The sequence below is a fragment of the Streptomyces sp. NBC_01788 genome (assembly GCF_035917575.1).
Lineage (GTDB): Bacteria > Actinomycetota > Actinomycetes > Streptomycetales > Streptomycetaceae > Streptomyces.
On sequence record NZ_CP109090.1, the window covers coordinates 1,335,766 to 1,361,729 of the forward strand.

Genomic DNA, 25,964 nt, shown 5'->3' on the forward strand with positions numbered 1-25,964 from the left:
GTATGCAGCAGGCTCAGTGTCAGCAAAATCTCAGCATCAGCACGGAGTCAGCTACATTGGCCACCAAGTCACTCGCACGCGGCATGGGCACGTACTCGAAGAGGTGCGGGTGCGCCCGCCCCACCAACTGCCCCCACCCCTACACCATCCGCTTCCGCAACGCCGCGGGCAGACAGACGGAAGAGAGCGGGTACCGGACGCAGCAAGCTGCCGTGGACCGCCTCACCGAGATCTACCAGCAGAGGCGGTCAACGCCTCAGGCAGCAGCGCAGGAAGCCCATGAGCTGGGTCAGAAGCAGTTCAAGACATACGCCGAGGACTATATAGCAAAGCGCCGCGACTGGAGTGAGTCGAGAAGCGCCGGCGCACGCTCATCGCTTGGCAAGCACATATATCCAGAATTGCAGTCCCGACGAATAGAGAGCTTCACACCGTCCATTGTCGAACGGTTCATCGAGACGATGGAGCGTAATAATGTTGGCATTGCAGCACAAGACCAGGTATTTGTCACGCTGAAGACGATCCTGCTGTCCGCCCACAAGAAGGGTGCCATCCAACGCAACCCGCTGACCGGCGTGGTACCTCCGCAGTACGACCCGGAACGAGCTGTGGTACCGAACTACGACACCATCCAGCTCATCAAGACCCAGTCTTCCGACTTCAGATTTCGACTGGTCGCCGATCTGATGACCGGCATGGGACTCCGCAACGGCGAAGCACTCGCAGTCAACATCAAAAATTTGGTGGCCGATGACGTCTACCGGGTTTCCGAACAAGTCAGCGCAAACACGAACCAATTGACGAGGCTGAAGCACAGGAAGCTTGGAGAATTCCGCGAAGTACCCATGCCGCAGAAGACGCGTGCCGCCATAGAGACGTACGCGAAGGAGCATGGAACCTTCTCTGGGGGCTACCTTCTGGCAGGAGCCAACAAGACTGGAAGCTTGCCCCACATGACCTACAGATCACTGAATCATGCCTGGAAGCAGGCGACTAAAGATCTCCCCCTACCTGACGGACTTGTCATGTACGGCTTCCGTCATTTTTTCGCCTCCAACGCCCTGTCCAACGGCATACCGATTACGGATGTGGCAGAGTGGATGGGGCACAAGTCCATCGAAATTACGTACCGGATCTATCGCCATTTGATGCCGTCGTCTATTACCCGAGCAGCCAAGATTCTCAACATGTCCCTGTAGACAAGGCTATACATAGCAAAATCCTGGCGAACGAAACAAGAAAACTTGTTTCGTTCGCCAGGAACTGTGCCCTATCAAGCGACGCGGCGCTGCTCCAGCCACTTCAATACATCAGACCGCTTGAATTGAATTTTGGCGTTTCTCCCCGAGCCCAACTTATATGGCGTCAACCCGCAACGCACTGCATCCCTGTAGACCCAGGTGACTGACATATTCAGAAGCTCGGCCGTTTCCTGAGCGCTCATCAGATAAGGGGTCACCCGTACTCCAAGTTCCGAATCATCCCACCCCAGTAGGTAGCGCTCGCGCTATGCCGGCGGGGTAGCGGCCAACGTCAACGGTGCTGGTCCACGCTTGCCTGCTCGAGAAGCGGGGACGTCCCCACTGTCCGAGGAAACGCCGGTTTCCCCAACCGCGAGATTGCTGCTATGTTTCGCCCGCGCGATCGAACGCCACCGCGGCCAATCGTGCTCAAGTCCGCCTCGCCCCAAAGTCGCCGACGCGACGCACCAGGCGGTCCACCCCAGCGCCACTCGCCTGTCTCTGCTCTCCGGTTGCCAGCGACGAAAACAGGCTGCGGATGCTCCCATCGGCGACGGCCCACTCCGCCGATCTGGGGGCTTCCCGGGAGCGCGAGGGTCGTTTGCTCGCCAGACAGTTGCCGTCACGGCCAGGGGCGTAGCGTGTAGTGACGCAACGTGTCGATGTCCTTGGCGCAGATCGCGGTTGAAGTCCACTCGCTGACCTGGGACGAACTTACCCTCACACCCACCTGCCAGGGCGAGACGATGCGCTGACAGGTGAAACATGACTGCGACGCCTTCGAGGAAGTCGGGCTGCCGTTCGACAACGAGCACGGCCGCTTCCCGCTCCCCAGCAGCGGGCGGAAGAGGTCCGCCGCTGGCGTCGACCAGTCGCGACCCGTGCGTCGGCACCGCCGCAAGTACAAGGCGACGGCCCCGGCGTACAACTTCGTTGTCAGCTCGGCGCGACTGCGTCCGAACCTCAGCTCCCGCAGGTACCGATCCGCAATCGGCATCACCTGCAGATGATCACCGATGACCGTCCAGTACCGACTCCCCGACGGATGCGGACCAAGAACGGTCCATCCACTTCCCCTCGTGCATCTCACGCGACGGCCCATCACAAGCACCACACCCCCTGAAATTCGTCGTGCAAGACATCAACGGAGGGGGTCAGACAACGTCACGCCACACCGGAAAGAACCTCAGAGAACGGAGAGCTCTACTGCTGCTTCGAACACGGGACCCGCTTCGACGAAGCTGTCGCGTTCCCCACGGCTACCGAGGCTCTCGCGGCATGAGTTCCGTCAGCGACCGATTGCGCGCGACCAACGCTCGTGGATGATGGTCAGCTTCTGCTCGAACGCCGCATCCCACATCCGGTTAGTGAAGACCTCGGGGAATCGCGAGGGAGCGCCCCCGGACCCGTACGGAGGCCAACCACGCAACACCGAAGCCACCGACCCAATACCATCGGTCCGATGTCGGCTCAGCCAGGCCCACTGCTACCGCCCCACAGGCAAAGACCAGCGTCAGGAAGCCGGTCCACTACCGGTTCCTCCGCGGCTCCGCTTCGCTGAGACCAACGAGCCGCCCAACCTGACGATTTAAACGCCTGAGGTGTCTACCGGCCGGTGATGGACCGATCGACCTGCTCAGGCTGTACCTGGAGCAGCCGCTGAAGGAGGGGCGTTCTTCGACCCGGCCGAGACGGTGCCGCTGGACGGATGGTCCCCGAGCAGTGGCGGGCGGCGGTCGTCGACGACCAGGGCCGCGTCGAGCGCATCCCGTACGAGCTGTGCGTGCTCGTCAGCTTGCGGGACGCGCTGCGACGTCGGGAGATTTGGGTCGCGGGCGCCAACCGGTGGCGGAACTGGCACCCCGCCCGTGCTGCCCCGGCCAAGGCCTGCTCGAAGCGGTCCAGCGATGTGCGGAGCCTGCCTTGCAGGGCGGTGATGAATGCGCCGACGTCCTGCGGCTGACCGAGCGCCGCGTAGTGGACGTACCGGTTGTCCTCGAAGTCGGCGGGCGGGTCGTCCTCCGGTGGCATGTGCGACAGCCGACCTGCGGCCAATGGGCCCCACTTGACGGGTGGCGTGGTGCAGGTGCGCACTGATCGGATCAATCGCTGATGGGTAGACAAACACACCGCCCACGAGGAGTCCCTTCGGCCGGATTGGCAGATAAAAAGCACCATTTTATCTGCATACTGGGACGGTTTCAACGTGATAGGCAACACTATTGACCAGGCCGTTCGACCGCCACATGATCTTCACTGTTTATTTTTATGAAAAATTAAGAGGCGGGTGGGGGCGTGTTTACGCGAGAACGGTGGCGCGGCTGGCGTCAGACAGCGCGGAGTGGGGTGGTAGCCCTTACTCTTCTAGGAGTTGCCGTCCCGGTGACCGGGGCGACTCGGGCACTCGCCGATGAGCGGGTGACCTCGACAGCAGCTAGCGGGACTCCGGAGTCGCAGGCGAGTGCTCTCGCGGCAGAGATCGGTGAGCGTGTCGCCGTGGAGGCGGTGACCACCGAGTCGTCGCAGGTCTTCGCTAACCCGGACGGTACCTTCACCCAGGAGATGAACGCGGCTCCCGTCCGTGCCCGGAAGGACGACGGTACTTGGGCCCCCATCGACACCACCCTTGTACGCGAGGCCGATGGTTCTATACGGGCCAAGAACACGACGACCGATGTCACCTTTTCGGGCGGGGGTAGCGGGGACGGACTGGTCACGCTGGAGGACAAGGGACACGAGTTGCAGCTCGGCTGGCCCACCGCGCTTCCCGAGCCCCGGATTGATGGCAACACCGCTACCTACCCCGGAGTCCTCCCGGACATCGATCTGAAACTGACCGCGCTCAGTTCCGGCTACACCTCGGTTCTCGTGGTCAAGACCGCTGAGGCGGCAAAGAACCCGGCGCTTGAGACGATCTCGATGGCCGTCTCCGGCGGTGGCCTGGACATAACCCCAACGGCCGACGGGGGTTTCGTCGCGCGCGACAGCGACGGCACCCCAGTCTTCGAGAGCCCGGCGGGGCAGATGTGGGACTCGGCCGGTGACACCCCGGCGACTGTCACCGCTACCTCAACCGTCACCCCGCAATCCGCCCGCAATGCTTCGGCGGAACTGGCCCCTCTGCCCGACGCCAAGGGCGAGCCGGCCCCCTCGGAGGGCCCCGGCAGCGGAGACGCGGCGGCCAAGCTCCCGCTCAAGGTCACCGGCACCACCCTGGAGATCACGCCCGACCCCGCCCTACTCCATGGCAAGGACACCGTCTTCCCGCTCTACATCGACCCGCCGACCAAGGGCGTCACGCTGGGGGACTATACGGCTCTGGCCTCCAACGGCACCAAGTACTGGAAGTTCAGCGGGGACAAGGGCGTGGGGCGCTGCTCCAACTACGCCGGCTATCTCTGCTCCAGCAGCGCGTACACCCAGCGCATGTACTTCGAGTACCCGCTCTCGTCGATCCATGGCAAGAAGGTGCTGGACGCGACGTTCGAGGTGTACCAGGTGTGGACGTTCACCTGTGATCCGCACGTGTACGACCTGACCCGTGTGGACAAGGGCATCTCCTCCAGCACCAGGGTCTTTGAGAAGTGATCTTGTGTCCGGGTTCGTCAGGTCAGTCCGAGGGCGGTGAGGGGCCGCTGGTGGTCACGGCCGGTGCGGCGGAGGGCGGCGGCGATGTTGGTGTGGCCGTCCTGGCGGTGGACGCCGATGGCGAGATTGCGCAGGCCGGCCATCACGCGGGGCAGGTGCCGGGTGCAGATTTTGGAGGCGTCCTCGCGGAAGGTGCGGTCTCGGACGTGGTGGAGCTGGTTTTCGATGAGCCAGTGCCCGCGGATCCAGGCGGCGAGTTCGCTGCCGGTGGCCGCGCCGGGCGGCAGGCTCGTGACCAGGTAGATCCGCTCGATCGTCAGCCTGCCGGTGCCCAGGTCCCGTCTCCAGCGCACGACTTGGAGGGCCTGGCGGGCGTGCGGGTAGTCGAGGTGGGCGAAGGTGGCGGTCTTCAGCCGGCGGATCTCCTCGCGGTGGTGGGCCCGGGCGCGTTCGTAGTGGTCCAGGCGGACATCACGCCAGGGTAGGCGGCGGACCTTCTGATGCAGTCCGGGGTGGTTCTTCTTGACGACGGCCAGGTAGTGGGCCCCGCGTTCATGCAGGTAGGAGGCGTGGTCGTGCTGGGTGTGAAGAGCGTCCGCGGTGATCACCGCGCCGGTCAGGTCGAGGCCGTCCAGGAGTGGGGCGAAGGCCGGGATCTCGTTGCTCTTGCCGTCGATCTGACGTTGGGCGAGGACCTGGCCGTCGTGGGTCATGGCGGCGATCAGGGAAGTGGCCCGCTGTTTTGTGGTGCGGGAGCCACGGAGTGTCTTGCCGTCGACGGCGATGACCTTTCGTCCCGGGGCCGGGGCCTTGCGTTCCTGGAGGAAGTCGCCGATGGCGCGGTCGAGGGCGTCACCGTCCGCGGCGGCCAGGACGAGACGGATGGTCGTGGCATGGGGCGGGCGGATCAGGCCGGTCAGCGGATCGGGCCGGAACCCGAGCAGGGCCAGGGCCCTCTGCGGTGCGTCGGCGACCCACTCTCCGATCGCCGTAATCGAGGCGGCGCCTGCCAGAACGGCGGCGGCCGCAGCGGTGAGCAGGGCTGTCCAAGGGTGACGTATGCCGCGACGGGCCCGTGGGTCAGGCACCGTGGCCATATAACTCCGCAGGTCAACGGCTGCCTCCAGCGGGGCTGAGCCGGAGGCGTCCCCCAGTTGTCGAAGGCATGACGGCATGCGGGAAGATGGGTGTGCAGGCATGGACTCGCTCGGTGCTCATACGGACTCGACACCCACATGATCACCAGCGGCCATGCCTGTTCTGCGTCCAGGGTCACCCACAGACAGAAGTCGACAAGCCGTCACAACCGGTGCTCAGCAAGCGAACCCGCCCACCTCGGCACTTCTCAAAGACCCTGCCTCCAGCACCACCTGGTCGACCCGCCCCACTGGGGTGGACTTGATGGTCGACCGGACGGTGGCCTACGGGCGGGGCACTCTGTGCAGCCCGTCGCAGCCGGCGAACTGGGTGCGGTTCAGTGACAACCTGGAGGAGACGAACGAGAACCTGACGCCGACCCTCGCCTCCTACGCCGCGAACAAAGAGGCGCAGATCACTTTCTCGCTGACTGCACACGACGAGTCCAATGCGGCTTCCTGGGCGCGGTTCCGCAACGACGCGAAGCTGTCGGTGACTTACGTCTCCTATCCGGACAAGCCGACCGCGTACGGCGTCCAGCAGGGCACCACCGGGCGGGCGTGCAATGCTTCCACGCTGCCCTTCGCCACCAGCGACACGAAGCCGAAGATGCTGGCCACGGTGCAGTCCGTTGACGGCTCCAACGCGCAACTGCGCGCCATGTTCGAGGTGTGGAAGGCCGACGGCTCCAGCCGCGCCTGGTACGCGGCGTCGCCGGACAGTGCCTGGGTGGCCCACAACGCCGCGCGTACCGCGACCTCCAGCGCGCTGCCGGCGCAGACGGATTACCGCATGCGCGTCAAAACGCAGGCGTACTACAAGACTGACCGGGGCGCCACTGGTGTCCTGGACTCGGCCTGGTCGTCCTGGTGCTACTTCCGGGTCGATACCGATTCGCCACCGCCTCCGGTGATCACCAGCGCGGATGGTCTCTACAAGCCGGCCGAGGCCAACCCGGCCGCCGGCGGGGTGGGCACGCCGGGCAAGTTCACCTTCACTCCTGCGGACACCAACCCGAGCGTGCCCGGGATCCAGTCGGACGTCGTCAGCTACAAGTGGAGGCTGAACAGCGGCGCGGTCTCCTCGCCGATCACCGTCGCACAGGGCACTGCCACCACCCAGACGATCACTCCCAACCAGGCCGGTGAGAACACCATCCAGGTCTGGGGCTACGACGCGGCCGGACACAGCTCACTCACCGGCTACTACAGCTTTCTTGTGAAGGGTGCCGAGAAGCCCTCGGGAATCTGGCACCTGGACAACGCCCTCACCGACTCCACCACCGCCACCCAGCACCCGTTGACCTCCTCGGGGGCCACTTGGGACACCCTGGCACGCAGCGGCTCCAGCGCCGCGAAGTTCAACGGCACAAGCGCCTACCTCTCCACCTCCGGCGCGGTACTGGACACCACCAAGTCCTTCACCGTCTCGGCGTGGGCGCGTCTGACGAAGAACGACGTCAACTACACCGTCCTGTCCCAGGCGGGGACGAACGCCTCCGGGTTCCAGCTGTACTATTCCACCGCCTACAACGCCTGGATCTTCAACCGCCACCAGACGGACGTCACCAGCCCCGCGATCACCCGCTCGATCGGCACCAAACCGCCGGTCCTGAACGTCTGGACTCACCTGGCGGGTGTCTACAACGCGGCGGCGCAGACCCTTCAGCTCTACATCAACGGCGTCCCGCAGGGCAATCCGGTGCCGTTCACTACCCCGTGGAAGGCGTCCGGCGGCCTTCAGGTCGGGCGGCTGTGGTACAAGACGGCTGGTGCGGAGAACTTCGCCGGCACGATCGATGAGGTGGAGGTCTGGTCCCGCGCGCTCGCGGACACCGAGGTCGCCCACGAGGCCTGGCTGGAGGATGAGGACCTCAGCGACGGCACTGCCGGTGACCCGGTCCCGGCGCTCGTCGCCAAGTGGGACGCCACGGACATCGCCAACGCGACCGGCACCACGATCAAGGACACCAGCGGCTTCGGCCGGAACCTGACGCTCAGCGGTGCCAAGCTCACCCAGCTCACCACCGGCGACCCGGAAATCGGCGAAGAGGTCACCACGACTCAGACGATGACCCTGAACGGCACCAGCGCGTACGCCACCGCCGCCGGCCCGGTTGTCGACGACTCCGGTTCGTTCACCGCGACCGCCTGGGTCACGCTGGACCCCGCCAAGCTCGCCGACACCAGCAAGTCGTACGCCGTGCAGGTGTTCGGCCAGTCAGGGACCAGCCAGTCCTCCTGGGGCGTCTGGTACGAGCAGCCGGCCGGAAGCACCCAGGGCCGATGGACGTTCGGCCGCCCCGATAAGGACGGCACCGGCGCGGTGTGGACCAAGAGTGACTCCACCGCATTCACCACGGCCAAGCTGGGCGTTCCGGTGATGCTGACGGTCGTCTACGACGCCCAGGCAGCAACCGACCCCGACGACACCTCCAAGCTCGGCGGGCTCAAGCTCTACGTCGACAGCGCCAGGATGGGCGACGAGGACGGCGTGTCATACCCGGCCCCCTGGCAGGGCAGTGGAGCGTTCGAAATCGGCCGGGCAAAGATCAACGGCGCTGCCGCACGCTACTTCCCCGGGATGATCGACAGCGTCCGCGTCTGGGCCGGAGCCACCTCCACCGACATGATCGCCAACCGGCGCAACGCCGAGCAGCAGTAGCAGCGGGGTGGGACAGGGCGGCCTACGCCGTTCTGTCCCACCGTGCCGCCTTCTACCCGCACCATCCCGCGCGCCTTCACCGACGCGCCGTCAAGGCCTGGCGCTCTTGGGCACGGACATCGCTAGAGCGCCTCCTCCCCCTATCCGAGAACCGGGAAATCACCGTGTCGTCAACTCCCTTCCGCCCACGCTTGCCAGGGGCGGTCATACGCCGCTGGCTCGGCCGTGGAGCGCTCGTCGTCTCCCTCTCCGTCCTTCCGCAAGTCGTGGTTCCTTCGGGCTACGACTTCGCCGCCCAGGCCCAGTCCACGTCGGCCCGCAAGAAGCTGGAGGACCGGCCCGACGCGAAGATCGACAAGGTGGGCGTGCTCCAGCCCGGCACGTCCAAGGCACCGAAGGACAGGGCCGCCCCCGCCGCCCGCGAGACCCGTGAACGGCTGAAGAAGGCCGCCTGGCCGAAGCCCGGGAAGATCACCGCCGCCGTCCCGACATCCGGCGGGACCTCCGTCTCCGTCGGCGGGCTCGGCGTGAAGCTGGCTCAGGAACCCGCCGCGCCGACACTCAAGGAGACGAAGAACAGGACGGCCGCGAAGGCCACCGCTCCGGCCGAGGTGGCGCTCAGCGTCCATCCCCAGTCGGCCGCGAAGAAAGCGGGCGTCAACGGCGTCCTGCTCACCGTCGACCCGACGGGAGCCGCATCCGGGAAGTCCGCCGGTGACACCGACAAGCTCCGGATCTCCCTGGACTACTCCTCCTTCAACGACATCTACGGCGGCAACTTCGGCCCCCGCCTGAGCCTTGTGACACTCCCAGCGTGTGCGCTGACCACCCCGGAAAAGGCATCCTGCCGAACCCAGAGTCCCGTGACCGGCGCGGACAACGACGCGCAGGCCCAGACACTGACGGGCACCGTCTCCGGCCGCACCCTCGCCTCCGGCACACCGATGCTGCTGGCGGCGGCGGCCGACAGTTCGGGCGGCGGCAGCGACTACAGCGCCACCCCGCTGTCCCCGACCGCGACCTGGGAGGCTGGCGGCAGCACGGGTGACTTCAGCTGGGACTACCCGCTGCGGGTTCCCCCTGCGACGGCCGGCCCGTCCCCGAACCTGTCCATCTCCTACAACTCCGCCTCGGTAGACGGCCGTACGGCCGGGGAGAACAACCAGACCTCCGTGATCGGCGAGGGCTTCTCGATCACCGAGTCCTACATCGAGCGCAAGTACGCCTCCTGCAAGGACGACGGCCAGTCCGGCAAGGGCGACCTGTGCTGGAAGTACGCCAACGCGACTCTGGTCCTCAACGGCAAAGCCGTCGAGCTGGTCAACACCTGCACCGACAAGGCAGCCTGCGACACCGCAGCCCGGTCCCAGGCGTCCGGCGGCACCTGGAAGATGAAGAACGAGGACGGCACCCGCGTCGAGCACCTGACCGGAGCCACCGGCAACGGCGATGACAACACCGAGTACTGGAAGGTCACGGACGCCTCCGGCACCCAGTACTTCTTCGGCAAGCACCGCCTGCCCGGCTGGAGCGACAAGGGCACCACCGACACCGCCGACGACGACCCCGTCACCAACTCCGTGTGGACCGTCCCCGTCTTCGGCAACGACTCCGGCGAACCCTGCTACAAGTCCACCGGCTTCGCCGACTCCTTCTGTTCCCAGGCCTGGCGCTGGAACCTGGACTATGTCGTGGACACCCACGGCAACGCCTCAGCGTACTGGTACAACCGGGAGACGAACTACTACTCCAAGAACGCCGACACCACTGTCAACGGCACCAGTTACACCCGCGGCGGCTACCTCGACCACATCGACTACGGTCTGCGCAGCGACCTGATCTACAGCAAGCCCGCCGCCCAGCAGGTCCGCTTCACCTACGCCGAGCGGTGCGTCGTCTCGGGCGGCTGCACCAGCCTGACGAAGGACACAAAGGCCAACTGGCCCGACGTGCCCTTCGACATGATCTGCGCGGCCAACACCAAGTGCACCACCCAGATCGGCCCGGCCTTCTTCACCCGCAAGCGCCTGACCGACGTCACCACCTCGGTGTGGACCGGCACCGGCACCACCCGCCGGGACGTGGACACCTGGCACCTGGAGCAGAGCTTCCCCGACACCGGTGACGCCTCCTCGCCGAGCCTGTGGCTGAAGTCCATCCAGAACACCGGCAAGGCCAACACCACCACGGCCGCCATGCCGCCGATCGTCTTCGGCGGCATCCAGATGTCCAATCACGTCGAGGGCAGCGGCCCGGACACCCTTCGCTACATCAAGTGGCGCGTACGTACCATCAAGTCCGAGACCGGCTCGACCACCACCGTCAACTACTCGGACCCGGACTGCATCTGGGGCACCAAAATGCCCGCGGCCGTCGACAAGAACACCCGCCGCTGCTTCCCGGTCAAGTGGTCGCAGTCCGGCGCAACCCCGGTCACCGACTGGTTCCACAAGTACGTGGTCACCTCCGTCTTCCAGGACGACCCCTACGGCCACGGCGACACCGGCGAAACCTACTACGACTACCAGGGCGGCGCCGGCTGGGCCTACGCCGACGACGAGGGCCTGACCAAGACGTCCAACCGCACCTGGTCGCAGTGGCGCGGCTACGGCAAGGTCGTCCAGACCGGCGGCAACACCGAGGGTCCGCGCAGCAAGAAGTCCACCCTGTACATGCGCGGACTGAACGGCGAGAAGGAACTCGACGGCACCCCCCGCGTGGAGAAGGTCACCGACTCCACCGGCACCGCCATCGACGACTCCCGCCAGTACGCCGGCTTCGTCCGCGAGACCATCGTCTACAACGGCAACGAAGAAGTCAGCGGCACCATCAACACCCCCTGGTCCCACAAGACCGGCAGCCACGCCTACAGCTGGGGCACCACCGAGTCCTGGATCGTCCAGGCCGGCGAGACCGCCACCCGCACCAAGACCTCCACCGGCACCCGCACGGTCAAGCAGAAGACCACCTACGACACCACGTACGGCATGCCAGTCACCGTGGAGAACACCGGCGACACCGCCAAAACCGGCGACGAGATCTGCACGCGAACCACGTACGCCCGCAACACGTCGGCCTGGCTGGTAGCGAAGATCAGCCGTGTCGAGGTCTACTCCGTCTCCTGTGCGGCCATGCCGGCGGTTCCCGGGGACGTCGTCTCCGACGTCACCACAGCCTACGACGGCCAGGCGGTCGGCGTGTCGCCTACCAAGGGCGACATCACTGCCTCCTTCCGGGTCGCCAGCTACAACGCAATGGACAAGACACCCGTTTACCAGCAGGTCTCCGGCTCCACCTACGACAAGCTGGGTCGCCCGCTCACGGAGACCAACGCCCTGAACGGCACGGTCAAGACCACGTACGTCCCCGACGACAACGGCTATGGCCCGCTGAAGTCCAAGATCTCCATCGACCCCAAGCTCTACAGCTCCACCACCGAGGTAGACCCGGCCTGGGGCACAGCAACCAAGACCACCGACGCCAATGGCAACGTTACCGAGTGGTCCCTGGACGCGCTTGGTCGCCTGCGGTCGGTCTGGAAGCCGGACCGCTCACGCACCCTCGGTGACGCTGCCAGCATCGTCTACGCCTACAGCATCAACAACGACAAGCAGACCTGGGTCCGCACCGACGCCCTCAAGGCCGACGGAAAGACCTACAACAGCTCCTACGAAATCTTCGACAGCCTGCTGCGGTCCCGTCAGAAGCAGGTCCCAGCGCCGAACGGCGGCCGGGTGATCTCCGAGACCCTCTACGACGACCGCGGCCTGGCCTACATCACCAACGGGCAGGTCCACGACAACAGCGCACCCTCGGGCACCCTCGCCAACACCTACCCCGGCTCCGTCCCCGCCTCCACCAAAACGGTCTTCGACGCCGCCGGTCGCGCCACCGAATCGATCTTCCGGGTCTACGACCAGGAGAAGTGGCGCACCAAGACGGAGTACCAAGGCGACCGCACCGCCGTCACCGCCGCCGCAGGCGGCACCGGCACCCTGAGCATCACCGACGCCCGCGGCAGGCTCATCGAGCGCCGTGAATTCAGTAGCCCCGTCCCGACCGGCACCGACTACACCCGCACCCTCTTCGAACACGACCCAGCCGGCCAGCTGACGAAGATGACAGGCCCGGACAACGCCGTCTGGTCCTACGGCTACGACCTACGCGGCCGCAAGATCACTTCTAGCGACCCCGACAAGGGCACCGTCACCACCACCTACAACGACGCCGACCAACCGGTGACCACCACGACGACCCTCAACAAGGTCACCCGTACCCTGATCACCGACTACGACGAGCTCGGCCGCAAGACCGGCACCTGGGACGGCGTGCAGGACAACGCCCACCAACTGACCAAGTTCACCTACGACTCCCTCGCCAAGGGACAACTGACCGCAGCCATCCGGTACGTCGGCGGCACCACCGGCAAGATCTACTCCCAGGCCATCACCGGCTACGACGATCTCGGCCGCCCCAAGGGCATCAAGACCGTCATCGCAGCCACCGACCCCCTCGTCACCGCCGGTGCGCCGCAGACCTTCACCACCTCCACCACCTACAACATCGACGGCACCGTCCAGTCCACCTCGATGCCCGCAGTGGCCGGCCTGCCAGCCGAGACCGTAGCCAACAGCTACAACGGCCTTGGCATGCTCACCGGCACTGACGGCATGACCGACTACGTCCAGAACATCGGCTACTCCCCGTACGGCGAGATCGAGGAAACCCGCCTGGGCACATCCACCGGTGCCAAGCAGCTCCAGATCCTCAACCGCTACGAGGACGGCACCCGCCGGCTGGACAACACCCACACCGTCGATCAGAGCAACGCTGGCTACACCAGCGACGTCAACTACACCTACGACGCCACCGGCAACGTCAAGTCGATCACCGACAACGCCAACGGCAAGGACACCCAGTGCTTCGCCTACGACGGCTACCGCCGTCTGACCGAAGCCTGGACCCCCTCCTCCAACAACTGCGCCACCGCCCGCTCGGCGACCACGCTCAGTGGCCCGGCCCCGTACTGGACCAGCTGGACCTACAAGCCCGGCGGCCTGCGCGACACCCAGACCGAGCACAAGGCCACTGGTGACACCAAGACCGTCTACGACTATGCCGCCGGCAATGCCTCCGGCACCGGCCAGCCCCACACACTGACCTCACTCACCGTCAACGGCGGCACCGCCAAGACCTTCACGTACGACGAGCAGGGCAACACCACCCAGCGCTACGGCCCCACCGGCATCGCGCAGAACCTCACCTGGGACATCGAGGGAGAACTCGTCCGCCTGACCGAAGGCACCAAGACCACCGACTACCTCTACGACGCCAACGGCGATCTCATGATCCGCCGCGGCCCCGACAAGACCATCCTTTACCTGGCTGGCCAGGAACTCCACTACGACACCGCGGCCAAGAAGTTCAGCGCCCAACGCTACTACGCAGCCGGTGACGTCACCGCCGCCCGTACCGAGACCAGCCTGACCTGGATGGTCGACGACCACCATGGCACCGCCTCTATGGCAGTCGACGCCACCACTCAGGCCGTCACCCGCCGCTATACCAAGCCCTTCGGTGAGACCCGCGGCACGACACCACCGACCTGGCCCGACGACAAGGGCTTCCTTGGTAAAACCGTCGACACTGGCACCGGACTCACTCACGTCGGCGCCCGCGAGTACGACCCGACCACCGGCCGTTTTCTCTCCGTGGACCCGGTCCTCGTCCCCGATGACCACGAATCCCTCAACGGCTACGCCTACTCCAACAACACCCCCGTCACCAAGGCCGATCCCACCGGCTTGCGGCCGCTCTCGGGCTGCGAGGAGGGTTGCAGCGACGGCAAGGGCGGCACCTACCGGGACTATGTGACACCTAGCAGCAACGGCTGGGTATACCACTCCACCAGCACATACGTGACCAAGGTCCCCGACACGTCGGACACGTACCTGAGTACGACGGTGCATACCCGCGCCGGAAAGACGACCGCGGTCAGCGTCGCTGTCTTCAAGAAGCCGAGCTTCAAGAAGGGGCCGAACCCCGAACCGGAGCGGAAAGACGGCAAGAAGGGACCCGACGGCGAAGAAACCATAGACCTCTCCGCTCAGCAGCTGGTCACAGTCTGGGCCATGGGCGGACCGACGGAGATCACCCTTCCCCCGGACGGCGAATTCGTCAGGCAGCTTCGCACCGAGGACCACTTCAGATCGTTCACCAGGATGGTGCAGGGCCTGATCAAGGACGGCGTGTACGCGAAGAAGGGGACCTTCCACAAGTCTCACTCTGAGCGGAGCAATGGCGAAATGCTCTGGGAGGGACTCACCGACCTCACCGGGTTCTTCACATCGGGGATCTACGGGGCCAGTCCCGCAAGCCTCGCCCTCGGTTCCTACAACCTCGACTACGAACTGCTCGGGGTGTCCTGCCGGCCGCCCCAGACGGATTCGGAGTGGGACCACGGAGCACTGGTCGGCCAGGTGCAGATAGCAGTGTCCAACCGCATGACGGTAGCCTCGGCCACCCGCAGCCTGTCGAACGACGGGTACAAGAATGGAAGCACCAATCCCATCATGAAGGCTGGCTCGGACGCCGTTAAGAAAATCTTCCCTGAGGGTCAGAGAGACATCAACGTGAAGATCACCTGGATTGAGGAAGTGTATGTACCGTACTAAGCGAAGTCGGCAGGCTCTCTTCGCGGTCGCGCTCTCCGCTGGCCTTGTGACGGGTGTGTCCGCCTGCTCGGCAGAAGAGGAGTTTCCCGTCCCGACGGACGACCAGGTTGTCGGCACCTGGAGCAATCCCGGGAGGGATTGGATCAAATTTAAAGAGGGAGGTACGGGCCTCATTTCCGCAGGAGCACAGCTTCAATTGAGCGCACTAATGGAGGAGGCCGACATCAAGGACGCGTGTGAGTTCTCCTGGGGGGTGGACACTGTACCCGCAGGAGGCAGCAAGTGGGTTTCCGTCACCTTCACAAAAGGGCAATGCGGTTTCTCGGGGCCGGGTGAGTTTGGCCTCAATTACTACTACACGGATTCGGGGGAACTGCGCCTGTCTCCGGCTGTTGAATTCCCGGAACCTGACGAGGTATATGCGCGAACGAATGCCGCCTCATAGGGGGAAGAGGATTTGACCTGACGATTGGTCGACGGGGAGGCGGATTTTCGCCTCCCCGTCGAAGAGGCTCTTCTCCCTGTAGACCGCCAAGCGCAGATTGTCCAGGCCCTGGACATTCTTGATGCGCGAATCACTCACGCAAACGCAGAAGCCAGCCCGCAGCTTCCGACACGCCCGGCGCGCACCAGGCTCGCCACGACACCGCTTGAGTGGCGTCGGCAGATCCGCTACGTCGCGATCGACATGTCCCCCGGCTACCGGACCGCCATCCACACCGGACTGCCGCACGCCACCGTAGTCGTCGACCACTTCCACATGGTGCAGCTCGCCAACAAGATGCTGAACATCGTCCGGCGTCGGACCACCGTCGCCCTGCGCGGCCGACGCGGACGGGCCCGCGACCCGGAGTGGAAGGTCAGGCGTCGGCTCCTGCGCAACCGCGAAGACCTCACCGACACCCAGTTCACACGATGTGGAACGTACTGATCGACGCCGGGACGATCGGGATGACGCTGCTGACCGCGTGGATCGCCAAGGAGAAGCTGCGGGACCTGCTCGCCTGCGCCCGCACCGGCGCAGACCGCCACCGCATCGGCCACCTGCGCTTCAAGTGCCCACCAGTGCCTTGTTCAGGCCGAACGATGCGACAAACGTCAGCACATACGCTGCGACCCGGTGCGCGAGCAGCACGCGCAGCGGCGCGTTCCGAGCCCCCTGCAGCAGCTGAACCGCCGCAGCCAGTTCGGCAGCCCGGAGGTCTTCCCCTGCGTCCTCGCCGGACTCTCCACAAGCGGCTCGTCGCAGCGCGTCGGTGACCAGCACGCTCTGCTCCGCGACTGCTGCCTGCTGCCCGGGGATGGCCCCGCATCCCGGCTACAAGGGCACCGCCACAGGACCGTCGTGGGGCGTGGCTGGTGAGATCGCACTGATGGCCTGCGGCTGGGTGCCCGCGGTCGGCGCCGGATGTGACGCCGTGGACCTGGGTCGCTCCGCCGTGGACAAGGACGCCCTCGGGGTCGGCCTCGGGGTGGCTGGTTTCATTCCGCTCGCGGGCGACGCGGCAAAGCTGCCGAAGCAGCTCGACAACATAGCCGATGCGGTCAAGCTCGCGCACAAGATTGCCTCCTCGCCGTTCTCCACCAAGCTGGATCGGATCTCCGAGCACCTGCAGATGAAGGACCTCACCGCGGCTGCGCGGGAACTGAAGGGAGAGGTGGTCGCCCGGAAGGCAGACGGTACCCCGTGGGATCATGTCCACGAGGTTCGGGACGCCCAGAACGGCCTGCTCAACGCGATCGGTGACATCAACAGGAAACTGGCCCACCCCAAGACGGGTGGTGCCGAGCGAGACCTTCTCGTCGCAGACCTGGGGCGGGCTAGCAAAATGCTGGACTACTCCGAGCAGTTCGTTCCCAGGGGGTGAGTGGAGCATGACAGTGACGCATGACGAGTACCTGCGGCAGCTGACCGCGCGCGCGAAGGACGGCACTATCCCGCAACAAGAGGTGAAGGAGATCGCCCGGACCATTTCCGAGGGTCGGGCCGGCCGGGACCTGTACCGGTTGTTGTACGCGGTGGCCCGCGCGGGCGGTCCGGCGTACGAGTCTCTGGTCGCCAGCTATCTGATTTACCCAGAGGACCCCGAGGTCTCGGCGCTCGCCGTGCAGGTGCTCACGGGGCACTGGAGAGTGGGAGCAAAGTACTCGAAGACCATACTCGAGTTGCTGGGCTCCGCCGATTGGGACCTGAGTGACGACGCGTTCATGGCGGCGCTCTCGGGGGCGGGGGAGATCCTGCACGACGGGTTCGATGCCGAACTACTCCACGCCCTACTGAAGCTCGCCGAGGAGGGCCGCGGTGAATACGGCGACGATCTCATGCAGCGTCTCGCGGTAGAAGCGATCGCCCGCGCGCTGGGCGCCAGCCATGCCGAATCTATGAGACCGCCCGAGGGAGTCACGCGTGCGGAGTGGTCGCAGGGCTTGCTGAGTGCCGCGCGTGACCGACTCCACGATGCGGCACGTCAGGCCTGATTCAGCTGACAGCCGAGCAGGCCCCGGCAGGACAACGTCCGGCCGGGGCCTGCTGAAGCCTCGAAGACCTGCTGCAGACGGTGCGCATACATGATCTGTCCGACGAGCTGCGAGCATAGTGAGGATGCGCTGGTAGTCCGCCGATAGCACTGCCCAGGCCAGCCCCTCACAGCGCAGCTGCCGAGAAGGTTCGCTGATCGCGTGTGAAGGCCCGCGAGAGCAAGGATCGCCTCCCAGTCGGTTCCCGCACCGATCCGCTGCCTGGTCGAGCAGGGTCACCCCGGCGGCGTTGTCGTGCGCCGACGCGGCCAGGACGACGACGCCGATGATCAGTCCCCGCTTGCGCCCCGGCGTCCGCTTGTTGGCGTCCAGCCCCGTCGTGGTCTTCGGAACTCCCGCGGCCGCGCGCACGGACTGGGTGTCGATGACCACGAGGGACGGGGCCTTTAATCGGCGGGCCTTCTCCCGCACCTGGCAGCGCAGGAGTTCCTGGATCCGCTGATCGAGCCCGTCCTTGCGCCACAGGGTGAAGTAATAGAACACCGCCGACCAGGCGGGCAGGTCATGGGGCAGATAGCGCCACTGGCAGCCCGTCCGGTTCTGGTAGAAGATCGCGGTCACGACCTCCTGGAGATCACAGGTCCCGGGATCCTTGGTCGCCGACCGCGCCACACGGTCCTGCTTCCAGGACGTGATCATCGGCTCGAGCAAGGCCCACCGCTCGTCCGATAAGTCGCTTGGATACGGCTCACGCTCCATTCCTCTATCTGGGCATGCGCATGCCCCATGTCCAATCACCGCCCCGAACGGCAACAGTCACACGAACGAGCGATCACGAACCCAGAGAGATGGGACTTACTGATCATTTCAGAGGGCATTAAGTCCCGTTTCTGGTGATGTGGTGTCGCTCGTTCGTGGGCGATAGGACGGTTCCATCCTCGCGTCATGTCGTGTGCATGATGGAGTCGCGGCATGGAACGGATGCCGTACTCAACCGACTTGCCCGACGAGCAGTGGGCGTTGATCGAGCCGCTGGTCACCGCGCGGAAGCAGGAGCGGGTGGCGCGGTCGGCGACGGGAGACCCGGGCTCCTGCGGCCTGCGCGAGGTTGTGAACGCGCTGCTCTACCAGAACCGGACGGGCTGTCAGTGGCGGCTCCTGCCACACGACCTTCCGGCCTGGTCGGCGGTGTTCTACTACTTCACCCTGTGGCGCCAGGACGGCCTTGACCAGCGGATCCAGGAGATCCTGCGCTGCCAGGTGCGGGAGCGGTCCAGACGATTAGAGGACCCCTCCCTCGTGATCATCGACACCCAGTCCGTCCGCGTGGCGGCCGGGGTGCCGAAGGAGACGGCGGGACTGGACGCGAACAAGAAGACGCCCGGCAGGAAGCGGGGACTCGCCGTCGACGTGCTGGGTCTGATCATCGGTGTAGTGGTCCTGGCTGCGAGCGCGCACGACAACGAGGCCGGCATCGCCCTGCTGGACCAGGCGGCCGAGCGGTGCGGGATGCGCCTGGAGAAGGTCCTGGTCGACCAGGGTTTCAAGGACGCCGTGGTCATCCACGGGGCGGTGAAGGACATCACCGTCGAGGTGGTCCGACGCAACCCCGACGACGAGGGCATAGGCTTCGTCCCGCAACCGAAGCGTGGGTGGTCGAGCAGGTCAACGGCACCCTCATGCTGCAGCGGCGCCTCGCCCGCGACTACGACCACCGGCCCGACAAAGCGGCCTCCCGCGTCTACTGAGCCTCCACCGCCGGCATGCTCCGCCGCCTCACCACCCCTACCCCCACCTGGCGCGACGACGTGGAGCTGGCCGCGTGAACGTCTGCGAACTCCTGCGGCTGCTGCTGACCGAACACGATGAGACCGCAGCCCGCGCCGACAACCTGCGCGAGCAGCGGCTCACCACCGACCTCGCCGAGACCGAAGTCCGCCTGGCCGAGCTCGCCGCCACCCGCAAGGTCATCGACGGCCTCACCCCTCCCGACCATGCAACCGCCCCCGCGGCGACCGCCACCGCCACCGTCTACCAGCGCATCGTGACCACGTTCAACGAACACCCCGGAAAGGTGTTCCGCGGCCGCGATCTGCACGAGCACCTCGGCCTGCCCACCGACGAGCCCTCGACAAACGTCACCCGCTCCCGCCTGGGACGACTCGTCCGCCAGGGACTCCTCACCCAGCCCGGACGCGGCCGCTATCAGAAACGGACTTAACGCCCTCTGCAAGTGATCCAGAACCAGTTTTCAGGAAGCGTCGACAGCGCATCTGCTCGCCGGGCCGCACCTCGATCACCTGAACTCCTCCGGCATCGCGTCCTGCCATGGCTCAGGGCAGCCGTGGTCGACGTCCGACGCGGCGCATTGGTTGATCAGGCGGATTATGCGTTGTACGTCGGTTAGGTCAGGGACGACGTGGCAGGCCCCGGCGGCAGCCAACCGCTCGACTGATGTGGTGCCGGAAGCGACGCCAATCACGTGGGCGCCTCCTTCCCGTCCAGTGCGGACGTCCTCGAGAGAGTCGCCGATAATCACGGTCGCCCGTGTGAAGGTATGCCCATGGCGAGTGCCGGCTCGCTGCTGTGCCACGCGTACGAGGGCAGGGCGGTGGGAGTCGTCGGAGGAGTATCCGCCGATGCTGAGGTCGAGATACTCGTCCAGGCCAAGAGCCTTGAGCTTGATCTCGGCGCTGCCGCGCAGATTGCCAGTGACGACAGTGGGAACCAGTCCGGGCTCCTGTTGCACGGCGGCAAGGGCGGCGGGTGCACCGGGCATGACCTGCCCGGTGCGAGAAAGATCGTCACGGTGACGCTCTAGTTGCGCGGGCATACGCTGCACGATGCGCTGCGCGAGTTCCTCGATCCGCTCGCGTTTCACTGCATTCGCTCGCAGCAGCTCCCGGACAGCGAGGGGCATCGTCACCCCGGTTCCCCGGGCGGGCAGACGCTCGGCAGGCCGGCCCACTACCTCCTCGAAGAGCTCCCGATAGACCAGCCGGTCAGTGTCGCCGGTGTAGAGGAGAGTGCGGTCGATGTCCCAGAGAACCAGAATCATGCGGCGGCTCGCTGGCGCATGATGCTCTCCCCACGATCCAGCAGATCTCGGGCGGTTGATGAGGCACCGTAGGAACGCGCCTCGTTGAGCATGGTGCTCAGGTGGCCGTCGAGGCGGGCGGATTGAATGCCTTCGGCGAGGGTCAGGACGTCATGGGCGGTGGCGCAGCCAGCGTCAGCGTCGCCGGCGCGCATCTGCGCGGTCGCGGCTCGGGAGAGGAACTGAGCGGTGGTTCGGGTCTCGTCCCGGCTGAGCACGTCGCGGGCCGCGGCGAAGGATTGGGCTGCCCGAGTTGGCTGTCCTAGGTCGAGGTGGCAGCTTCCGGTCTGTCCGAGGATCTCCCCCGGGCTGATCCAGTACAGCCAGTGAGGATCGTCCTCGCCCCGGCCGCGCGCGCAGAGTTCTTCGGCTTCGGCAAGCGCGGCCAAGGCGTGGCGCTCTTCACGGAGCCGGGCGTGGCCGCGAGCCTGGCGGGTGAGGAGCATGGCGTTCAGGGCAGGGGCGTCATGATCGGTGATTGCCTGGCGCGCTGTACGGGCGGCGGTGATGGCGTCGCGCGGGTCGCCGGCGGAGTAACCATGGATGGCGAGGAAACCGAGAGCGCCCGCGCGCAGGCGGGAGTCGCCCGAAGCGTGGGCTGCCCGCAGAGCGCCAAGGAAGAGCTGTTGGGCGGTGTCGTGGTCACCGCTGTCGAAGGTGTACCAGCCGGTCTGAGCCGCTGTGTCGGCGGTGACGGCAGCCAGGCGGCGCCCGTAGCTCTCGTTATGGGAGCCATGCTTGAGCAGGTGCAGAAGCATCCGCAGGTGAGTCTTCGCCGTGTGGGCGAGGTTTCCGCTACCGCTGGTGGCGTCCATCTGGCGGAGTGCGTCGGTGGTGCTTTGAAGCGAATCGATCAGGGCATCGGTGACAGTCGTGGTGCCGGAAGAAGCGGCCACGGCCTCCGCGGGAGCGATGGCGGACTGCAAGACGTACTGGGTGAGTGCGGCTCCGCTCAGGGCGGTCAGCACGCGGCGGCGCTTCATGGTGGTACCTCCGATGGCCACTTCAAGTGACGTCACCATACGATCCGCCGTCCAAGGCAGTACGGCCTCCGTGGAGAGGCTATGACCAGGTTTCGGCGCATCGCCGCGTAGGGGCGTCAGCAGCAAAGGCTGCAGGTCGGAGGGCAGACCGAGGCCGTTGAGAAGATCAAGAAGGGTGGCGGGGCTACCGATCTGCTTTTGACCGCGTTCGAGGCCGGAAATGAACGACTGAGGTAGCGCCGTCAGCTCGCGCACAGCCATCTGAGATAAGCCGGACCGCTTACGCACCAGGCGCAGCAGCTCGCCGAAATCCCAAGCGGCCAGGGCCCGGTAAACGGCTTCGTCGCGCCAGGCACGATCGGGCACTCCCGGCGCCGTTCCCGTCTTTGCGCACAGGGCGCAGAGGGCATCTGGGTTGTACTGACTTAGCTCGGTCGCACACCTCTCGCATACGCGGCTCGGCGGTCTCATGGCGCGGCCCCCTGGGTCGAACTTCCCAACCGTCCACACGATATGCGGGATTCCGTATCTCTACAGAGATATCGCCGCAGAGATCAGCGCGGGTGCGTCCTAGTCCCACACTCATGCTCACCGCACTGACCACTTGGCCGGATGCGGCGATCACCCTGTCGCTGCGGAGAGGGGAGGAACGTGCGCGGCACCACGACAACCCTGTTTGGCCCATGCCCGTCCCGTCTTCGTCCCGACAGCGAGCGGACCTGCCTGCGAGGGGCAACATCCGCCGCCCGGTCGGTTCTCCGTGCCCCCAAGAGGACGTGATGACGACGATTAGCGAACCACCGCTTAGCTCCTCCGGGGCCGGCGCTGACCTGCTGAGTCACACCTTCCGGATCACGGAGCGCAGTCCAGGCCAACCCCTCGTACGCATGGACACGTTGCAGGTCGCACAGATGCGCAGGCTGACCCTGACTCATCTGGTCGAAGAGGGCCTGTCCTGCTTTGCGGACGACGTCGTGCTCGTCGTCTCCGAGTTGGTTACCAACGCTGTCCAGCACAGCCACGGTCGAGAGATCACCTTGACACTCTCCCTCCGCAACGGTTACTTGCGCGTCAAAGTCCACGACGGAGTCACCAGCCATCGGCCCACTCCGTGGAAACCCTGTGACGAAGACGAGCACGGCCGCGGCTTGCTGATGGTGCAGGCGATCGCGGGCGCCCGACGGGGCTCCTGGGGTGTCAGCGACGATGGCGCCAGTACGTGGTGCGAAATGGCATTGGCGGTGAGCTGATGACAAGCAACCTCAAGGCCGCGTGCCATCAGCACCTTCAGGCTCCGACGTCACGGTCGTTCGGTTGCATCCTTCCAGTACGTGGGGTCGAGCATCTCACCTGGCCAGGCCGGCTGACGTACGACTCCTCGGGGACCCATCTGCTGGAAGTACGGCGCCAAATCGATCACGGGCGTCCCATCGACAGCATCAAGGTCAGTGACCAGAAGATCCCGGCCGTCCACGTCGAGCAGGCGCGGGTAGCTGATCGCGAGCTGGTTCGGCCGGCGATGGTTGCGGTGCACGAAGGTCCCTGTGGCCGGCCAGCGCACGTTCCCGCGGGGACTACGGGCATGAAGCTGCACATCTTCCGGGCGCGCCAGGTGAAAGCGCCAAGTCACCGTCAGGTGCGAGAACTCCTCGATCCCTTGCAGGGTTTCGAGCGGGTACTCGTCGTGGACACGGATGATCGACCGAGCTCCCCCCTGGTAGTCGTCCAGGACGCGGGTGTGTCCCCCGACAACCGTGGCGATCGGCCTGACCTCGTACGCGGAGACCACCGTTCATTCCTCTCGCTCGGCAGGATGTGGACGGCGGCATCCCTCGGCTGGGGGCACCTCCGTCCTGATCGGTGTTCAGCCTATGGTGCGGAGCATTTCGCGTGCGCGGCGGTCCAGCTCCGCGACGTGTTGACCGCCGCGGTGCCGAACAGGCGAGAGGTCGCTCCGCATGCGGACGATGACGTCTCGGGCGCGGCCGGATTGGACACCGGACATCGCGTCGAGGGCTTCACTCCAGGTGGCGCATGCCTCGTCGAGGCGACCTTGCTGGACCTGAACGGCGCCAAGGTAGCCAAGAGTCACGCTGTGGGTGCGGGCGTATTGCTGACGGCGACGGGTGGCGACGCTGCGCTGGAAGTGGATCTCCGCGTCGAGCGGCTGGCCCATGTCACGCAGGGCGCAGGCTGTCTCGTGGGCGAGGGAGGCTTCCTGGAAGAAGCCGACGCGGCTGGGTGCGGCGTCGTCGTCGGCGCGGGAGAGATCTCGCTCTGCGCGACTGATGGCCGCGAGGGTGCCGGCGTGGTCGCCGACTGCCGCAAGGGCCCGGGCGTGAACGATCCCGAGCAGGGCTTTCTCACGGTGGCTGGCCTGGCCATATCGGTCGCGGGACATGGAGGCGTCGGCCAAGGCGAGCGCTCGGCGGGGCTGTCGCAGGTCGACTGCTTGGTGTGCGAGGGCTCGCAGGATGTGGCCGCCGAGTGGCCCGTCGCCGGCTTCAGCTGCGATGCGGGCGGCAAGGGCGAGGTAGCGCTGGGCGGTGCGGTGCTCGGATGCGTCGAACGCCATCCAGCCTGCGAGGTAGGTCATCTCCGCCACTGCCGAGTAGGTGTCCCGACGCATCTTTTCCGTGCGGTACCTGCTGCCCAGCAGGGGCACCACTTCGTCGCGAAGGTGGCCTGCGAGTGCCGAGCGGCCCGAGGCACCCCCGCGCTGCTGGTCGCGCGCGGAGTAGAAGGTCGTCAGGTCGCGGACATCGTTGATATCGGCCTGTGCCACCAGTCGGGAGGAGACTGCTGGGCGCTTCGCCGCCGCGGCAGGAGCGGCTGCCCACCACGAGGCCGTGGGCAAGGCGAGGCCAGCGGCCGAGTATGCGGCGGTCGCCAGCATCTTGCGTCGGTGCATATCGAGGTCGTCGCTTCCCAGCTCGGCCAGCACGGTCAGAGGGTCGACGCTCCAGTCGGAACCGCTGTCGGTTTGGCCTGTCGGCTCACCTCCCAGCCCGAGGTCGGGCAGGGTCAGGCGCCGGCCGAGCCTACGGGACAGCGCCTCACGAAGCATATGGGGGGCCTGTCCGCTCGGCTGCGTGCCCTGTACCCACATGGCGATGTGCGAGCGGGAAACGGCCTCCAGGTCGCGCACCCCGCTCTCCGCAGCCACCCGGGCGACAGCCGCGGCTGCTTGCGGCTGGGACCAGCCTGCTTCGCGCAGGAGTGCGGCGAGGGCGATGTTTCGTTCACGGGCCATGGGCTGCCCCTCGGTTCCGAAATGATCTTTGACGGCTTTGACGGCCTTCCGGTCCGCGCAGGCATACCCCTCGGGCGGGATTCACGGTTCGCTCAACGTAGCGGCCGGATCACTCACTTGGCACGTCAGCCGTCGGTGCCACCCGGCGATCTCGGCTCACTTTGGCCTCATCCGAACAGGAGCTGTGTCATGCGTCTTTCGCTGGTCCCTCGCCGAGGCGACATCCAGCGCGTGGGCGAGAGCGGGCGGCGAGGGCACGTCACCGAGCCGGCGCCGCAACGGAATCAAGCGGTGGCCGCGGCGAAGAAGACAGTGACACTCCTATTGGGCGAGGATTCACCGCTGCCCGAGAGCGCTGCCGATGTGGAAGACCTCGTTCGCCTTCTGCGCGGCCACGTCAGCCAGTTGGGAGCGCGGACAGCTCCGGGAGACCCTGCCCTGGTGCGTGCGCAGCAGCTCTGCTCGGACAGCGTCCCCGAGGGCTATGTGGAGAGCCGGGTGTACCTGGTCAAGCTCGCCAAAGCTACCCAAGGACTCGTCGCGCATGTGGAGTGCGGCGGTCCCGGGCGGATGCGCCCGAAGCGAAGGCAGCGTTGGTGGAAGCCCCGGATCAACGTGCTGCGCGGGGCGGTCTTCGCGGTCGCCCTCGCCTGTTTGGTCTGGGCCGCTTCGATGCCGCGGACATGACCCTCCGGGGCAGTCCTCATCGGGCTGGTCCTCGCGCCGATGGCCTGGCTGGTTCTTCGCGGCGAGCGCGCGGCCAGCCCTTCGGCTGACGACGAGGACTCCACGCCAGCTCTAATCGCCCCTCCCTCACCCCGGTGATCACCGGCACCCCTCTTCCTGACC

The 25,964-nt window shown here is 66.0% G+C and carries 18 protein-coding genes and 2 pseudogenes; 12 read left to right on the plus strand and 8 right to left on the minus strand.

What is annotated here, in order from left to right; translation table 11 throughout:
* Nucleotides 1-2 precede the first annotated feature (2 nt).
* Nucleotides 3-1,199 carry a tyrosine-type recombinase/integrase gene (locus OIE49_RS06285; RefSeq protein ID WP_326801452.1) on the plus strand — a complete coding sequence of 399 codons (1,197 nt, stop codon included), beginning with the start codon at nucleotides 3-5 and terminating at the stop codon, nucleotides 1,197-1,199.
* A 74-nt stretch (nucleotides 1,200-1,273) separates the two neighbouring features.
* Here OIE49_RS06285 and OIE49_RS37060 read toward each other — a convergent pair whose 3' ends face one another.
* Nucleotides 1,274-1,444, minus strand: coding sequence for a helix-turn-helix domain-containing protein (locus tag OIE49_RS37060; protein WP_401787555.1), 171 nt, complete (start codon nucleotides 1,442-1,444; stop codon nucleotides 1,274-1,276).
* Between the two features lie 2,179 nt (nucleotides 1,445-3,623).
* Here OIE49_RS37060 and OIE49_RS06290 point away from each other — a divergent pair.
* Nucleotides 3,624-4,829 carry a hypothetical protein gene (locus tag OIE49_RS06290; protein WP_326801453.1) on the plus strand — a complete coding sequence of 402 codons (1,206 nt, stop codon included), beginning with the start codon at nucleotides 3,624-3,626 and terminating at the stop codon, nucleotides 4,827-4,829.
* Between the two features lie 17 nt (nucleotides 4,830-4,846).
* Here OIE49_RS06290 and OIE49_RS06295 read toward each other — a convergent pair whose 3' ends face one another.
* Nucleotides 4,847-5,926: an ISAs1 family transposase gene (locus OIE49_RS06295; RefSeq protein WP_326800585.1), complete on the minus strand. Its 1,080-nt coding sequence runs from the start codon at nucleotides 5,924-5,926 to the stop codon at nucleotides 4,847-4,849.
* A gap of 295 nt (nucleotides 5,927-6,221) precedes the next feature.
* Between OIE49_RS06295 and OIE49_RS06300 the strand changes: the two genes are divergently transcribed.
* The 4 genes from OIE49_RS06300 (at nucleotide 6,222) to OIE49_RS06315 (ending at nucleotide 16,235) form a co-directional block, all read left to right on the plus strand.
* Nucleotides 6,222-8,630, plus strand: a complete 2,409-nt coding sequence (locus OIE49_RS06300; RefSeq protein WP_326801454.1) for a LamG domain-containing protein — start codon at nucleotides 6,222-6,224, stop codon at nucleotides 8,628-8,630.
* 206 nt (nucleotides 8,631-8,836) lie between these two features.
* Entirely contained in the window at nucleotides 8,837-15,304 is a 6,468-nt protein-coding gene (locus OIE49_RS06305; protein WP_326806157.1) for an RHS repeat domain-containing protein, read from the plus strand.
* A 46-nt stretch (nucleotides 15,305-15,350) separates the two neighbouring features.
* Nucleotides 15,351-15,749, plus strand: coding sequence for a hypothetical protein (locus OIE49_RS06310; protein ID WP_326801455.1), 399 nt, complete (start codon nucleotides 15,351-15,353; stop codon nucleotides 15,747-15,749).
* Between the two features lie 24 nt (nucleotides 15,750-15,773).
* Entirely contained in the window at nucleotides 15,774-16,235 is a 462-nt protein-coding gene (locus OIE49_RS06315) for a transposase (protein WP_326801456.1), read from the plus strand.
* A gap of 120 nt (nucleotides 16,236-16,355) precedes the next feature.
* Here OIE49_RS06315 and OIE49_RS06320 read toward each other — a convergent pair whose 3' ends face one another.
* A complete protein-coding gene (locus tag OIE49_RS06320) occupies nucleotides 16,356-16,571 on the minus strand; it encodes a hypothetical protein (protein WP_326801457.1) in 216 nt (71 codons plus the stop codon).
* 85 nt (nucleotides 16,572-16,656) lie between these two features.
* Here OIE49_RS06320 and OIE49_RS06325 point away from each other — a divergent pair, with 85 nt between their 5' ends.
* On the plus strand, nucleotides 16,657-17,172 hold the full coding sequence (locus OIE49_RS06325; protein ID WP_326801458.1) for a polymorphic toxin type 28 domain-containing protein: 516 nt from the start codon (nucleotides 16,657-16,659) through the stop codon (nucleotides 17,170-17,172).
* 13 nt (nucleotides 17,173-17,185) lie between these two features.
* Nucleotides 17,186-17,782, plus strand: a complete 597-nt coding sequence (locus OIE49_RS06330) for a hypothetical protein (protein ID WP_326806442.1) — start codon at nucleotides 17,186-17,188, stop codon at nucleotides 17,780-17,782.
* A 234-nt stretch (nucleotides 17,783-18,016) separates the two neighbouring features.
* Here the strand turns inward: OIE49_RS06330 and OIE49_RS06335 are convergent.
* Nucleotides 18,017-18,541, minus strand: a pseudogene (locus tag OIE49_RS06335) (transposase); the annotation flags it as partial.
* Between the two features lie 213 nt (nucleotides 18,542-18,754).
* Between OIE49_RS06335 and OIE49_RS06340 the strand changes: the two are divergent.
* Both OIE49_RS06340 and OIE49_RS06345 read left to right on the plus strand, forming a co-directional pair.
* A pseudogene (locus OIE49_RS06340) lies at nucleotides 18,755-19,608 on the plus strand (IS5 family transposase).
* Nucleotides 19,605-20,003 (plus strand): hypothetical protein, encoded by a 399-nt coding sequence (locus OIE49_RS06345; protein ID WP_326801459.1) that lies wholly within the window; start codon nucleotides 19,605-19,607, stop codon nucleotides 20,001-20,003. The pseudogene OIE49_RS06340 and the gene OIE49_RS06345 overlap by 4 nt, the downstream one beginning before the upstream one ends.
* 75 nt (nucleotides 20,004-20,078) lie before the next feature.
* Here OIE49_RS06345 and OIE49_RS06350 read toward each other — a convergent pair whose 3' ends face one another.
* Together OIE49_RS06350 and OIE49_RS06355 are read right to left on the minus strand one after the other, a co-directional pair.
* Entirely contained in the window at nucleotides 20,079-20,840 is a 762-nt protein-coding gene (locus OIE49_RS06350; protein WP_326801460.1) for an HAD family hydrolase, read from the minus strand.
* Nucleotides 20,837-22,333 (minus strand): helix-turn-helix domain-containing protein, encoded by a 1,497-nt coding sequence (locus OIE49_RS06355; RefSeq protein WP_326801461.1) that lies wholly within the window; start codon nucleotides 22,331-22,333, stop codon nucleotides 20,837-20,839. Before OIE49_RS06355 ends, OIE49_RS06350 begins: the two co-directional genes overlap by 4 nt.
* Before the next feature lie 416 nt (nucleotides 22,334-22,749).
* Here OIE49_RS06355 and OIE49_RS06360 point away from each other — a divergent pair, with 416 nt between their 5' ends.
* Nucleotides 22,750-23,112, plus strand: a complete 363-nt coding sequence (locus OIE49_RS06360; RefSeq protein ID WP_326801462.1) for an ATP-binding protein — start codon at nucleotides 22,750-22,752, stop codon at nucleotides 23,110-23,112.
* A gap of 50 nt (nucleotides 23,113-23,162) precedes the next feature.
* Here the strand turns inward: OIE49_RS06360 and OIE49_RS06365 are convergent, their stop codons facing one another.
* Both OIE49_RS06365 and OIE49_RS06370 read right to left on the minus strand, forming a co-directional pair.
* Entirely contained in the window at nucleotides 23,163-23,651 is a 489-nt protein-coding gene (locus tag OIE49_RS06365; protein ID WP_326801463.1) for an SAM-dependent methyltransferase, read from the minus strand.
* A gap of 75 nt (nucleotides 23,652-23,726) precedes the next feature.
* The gene (locus tag OIE49_RS06370) at nucleotides 23,727-25,115 is read right to left on the minus strand and encodes a Tat pathway signal protein (protein WP_326801464.1); all 1,389 of its coding nucleotides are present in this window, start codon (nucleotides 25,113-25,115) and stop codon (nucleotides 23,727-23,729) included.
* 189 nt (nucleotides 25,116-25,304) lie between these two features.
* Between OIE49_RS06370 and OIE49_RS06375 the strand changes: the two genes are divergently transcribed.
* Nucleotides 25,305-25,802, plus strand: coding sequence for a DUF6415 family natural product biosynthesis protein (locus OIE49_RS06375; protein WP_326801465.1), 498 nt, complete (start codon nucleotides 25,305-25,307; stop codon nucleotides 25,800-25,802).
* Nucleotides 25,803-25,964: the final 162 nt, after the last annotated feature.

What these genes read in the sequence shown, in the direction of transcription:
- OIE49_RS06355 (WP_326801461.1), bottom strand. Translation starts at nt 22,333, where the DNA reads ATGAGACCGCCGAGCCGCGTATGCGAGAGGTGTGCGACCGAGCTAAGT.
- OIE49_RS37060 (WP_401787555.1), bottom strand. Translation starts at nt 1,444, where the DNA reads ATGAGCGCTCAGGAAACGGCCGAGCTTCTGAATATGTCAGTCACCTGG.
- OIE49_RS06350 (WP_326801460.1), bottom strand. Translation starts at nt 20,840, where the DNA reads ATGATTCTGGTTCTCTGGGACATCGACCGCACTCTCCTCTACACCGGC.
- OIE49_RS06360 (WP_326801462.1), top strand. Translation starts at nt 22,750, where the DNA reads ATGGACACGTTGCAGGTCGCACAGATGCGCAGGCTGACCCTGACTCAT.
- OIE49_RS06375 (WP_326801465.1), top strand. Translation starts at nt 25,305, where the DNA reads ATGCGTCTTTCGCTGGTCCCTCGCCGAGGCGACATCCAGCGCGTGGGC.
- OIE49_RS06295 (WP_326800585.1), bottom strand. Translation starts at nt 5,926, where the DNA reads ATGGCCACGGTGCCTGACCCACGGGCCCGTCGCGGCATACGTCACCCT.
- OIE49_RS06370 (WP_326801464.1), bottom strand. Translation starts at nt 25,115, where the DNA reads ATGGCCCGTGAACGAAACATCGCCCTCGCCGCACTCCTGCGCGAAGCA.
- OIE49_RS06285 (WP_326801452.1), top strand. Translation starts at nt 3, where the DNA reads ATGCAGCAGGCTCAGTGTCAGCAAAATCTCAGCATCAGCACGGAGTCA.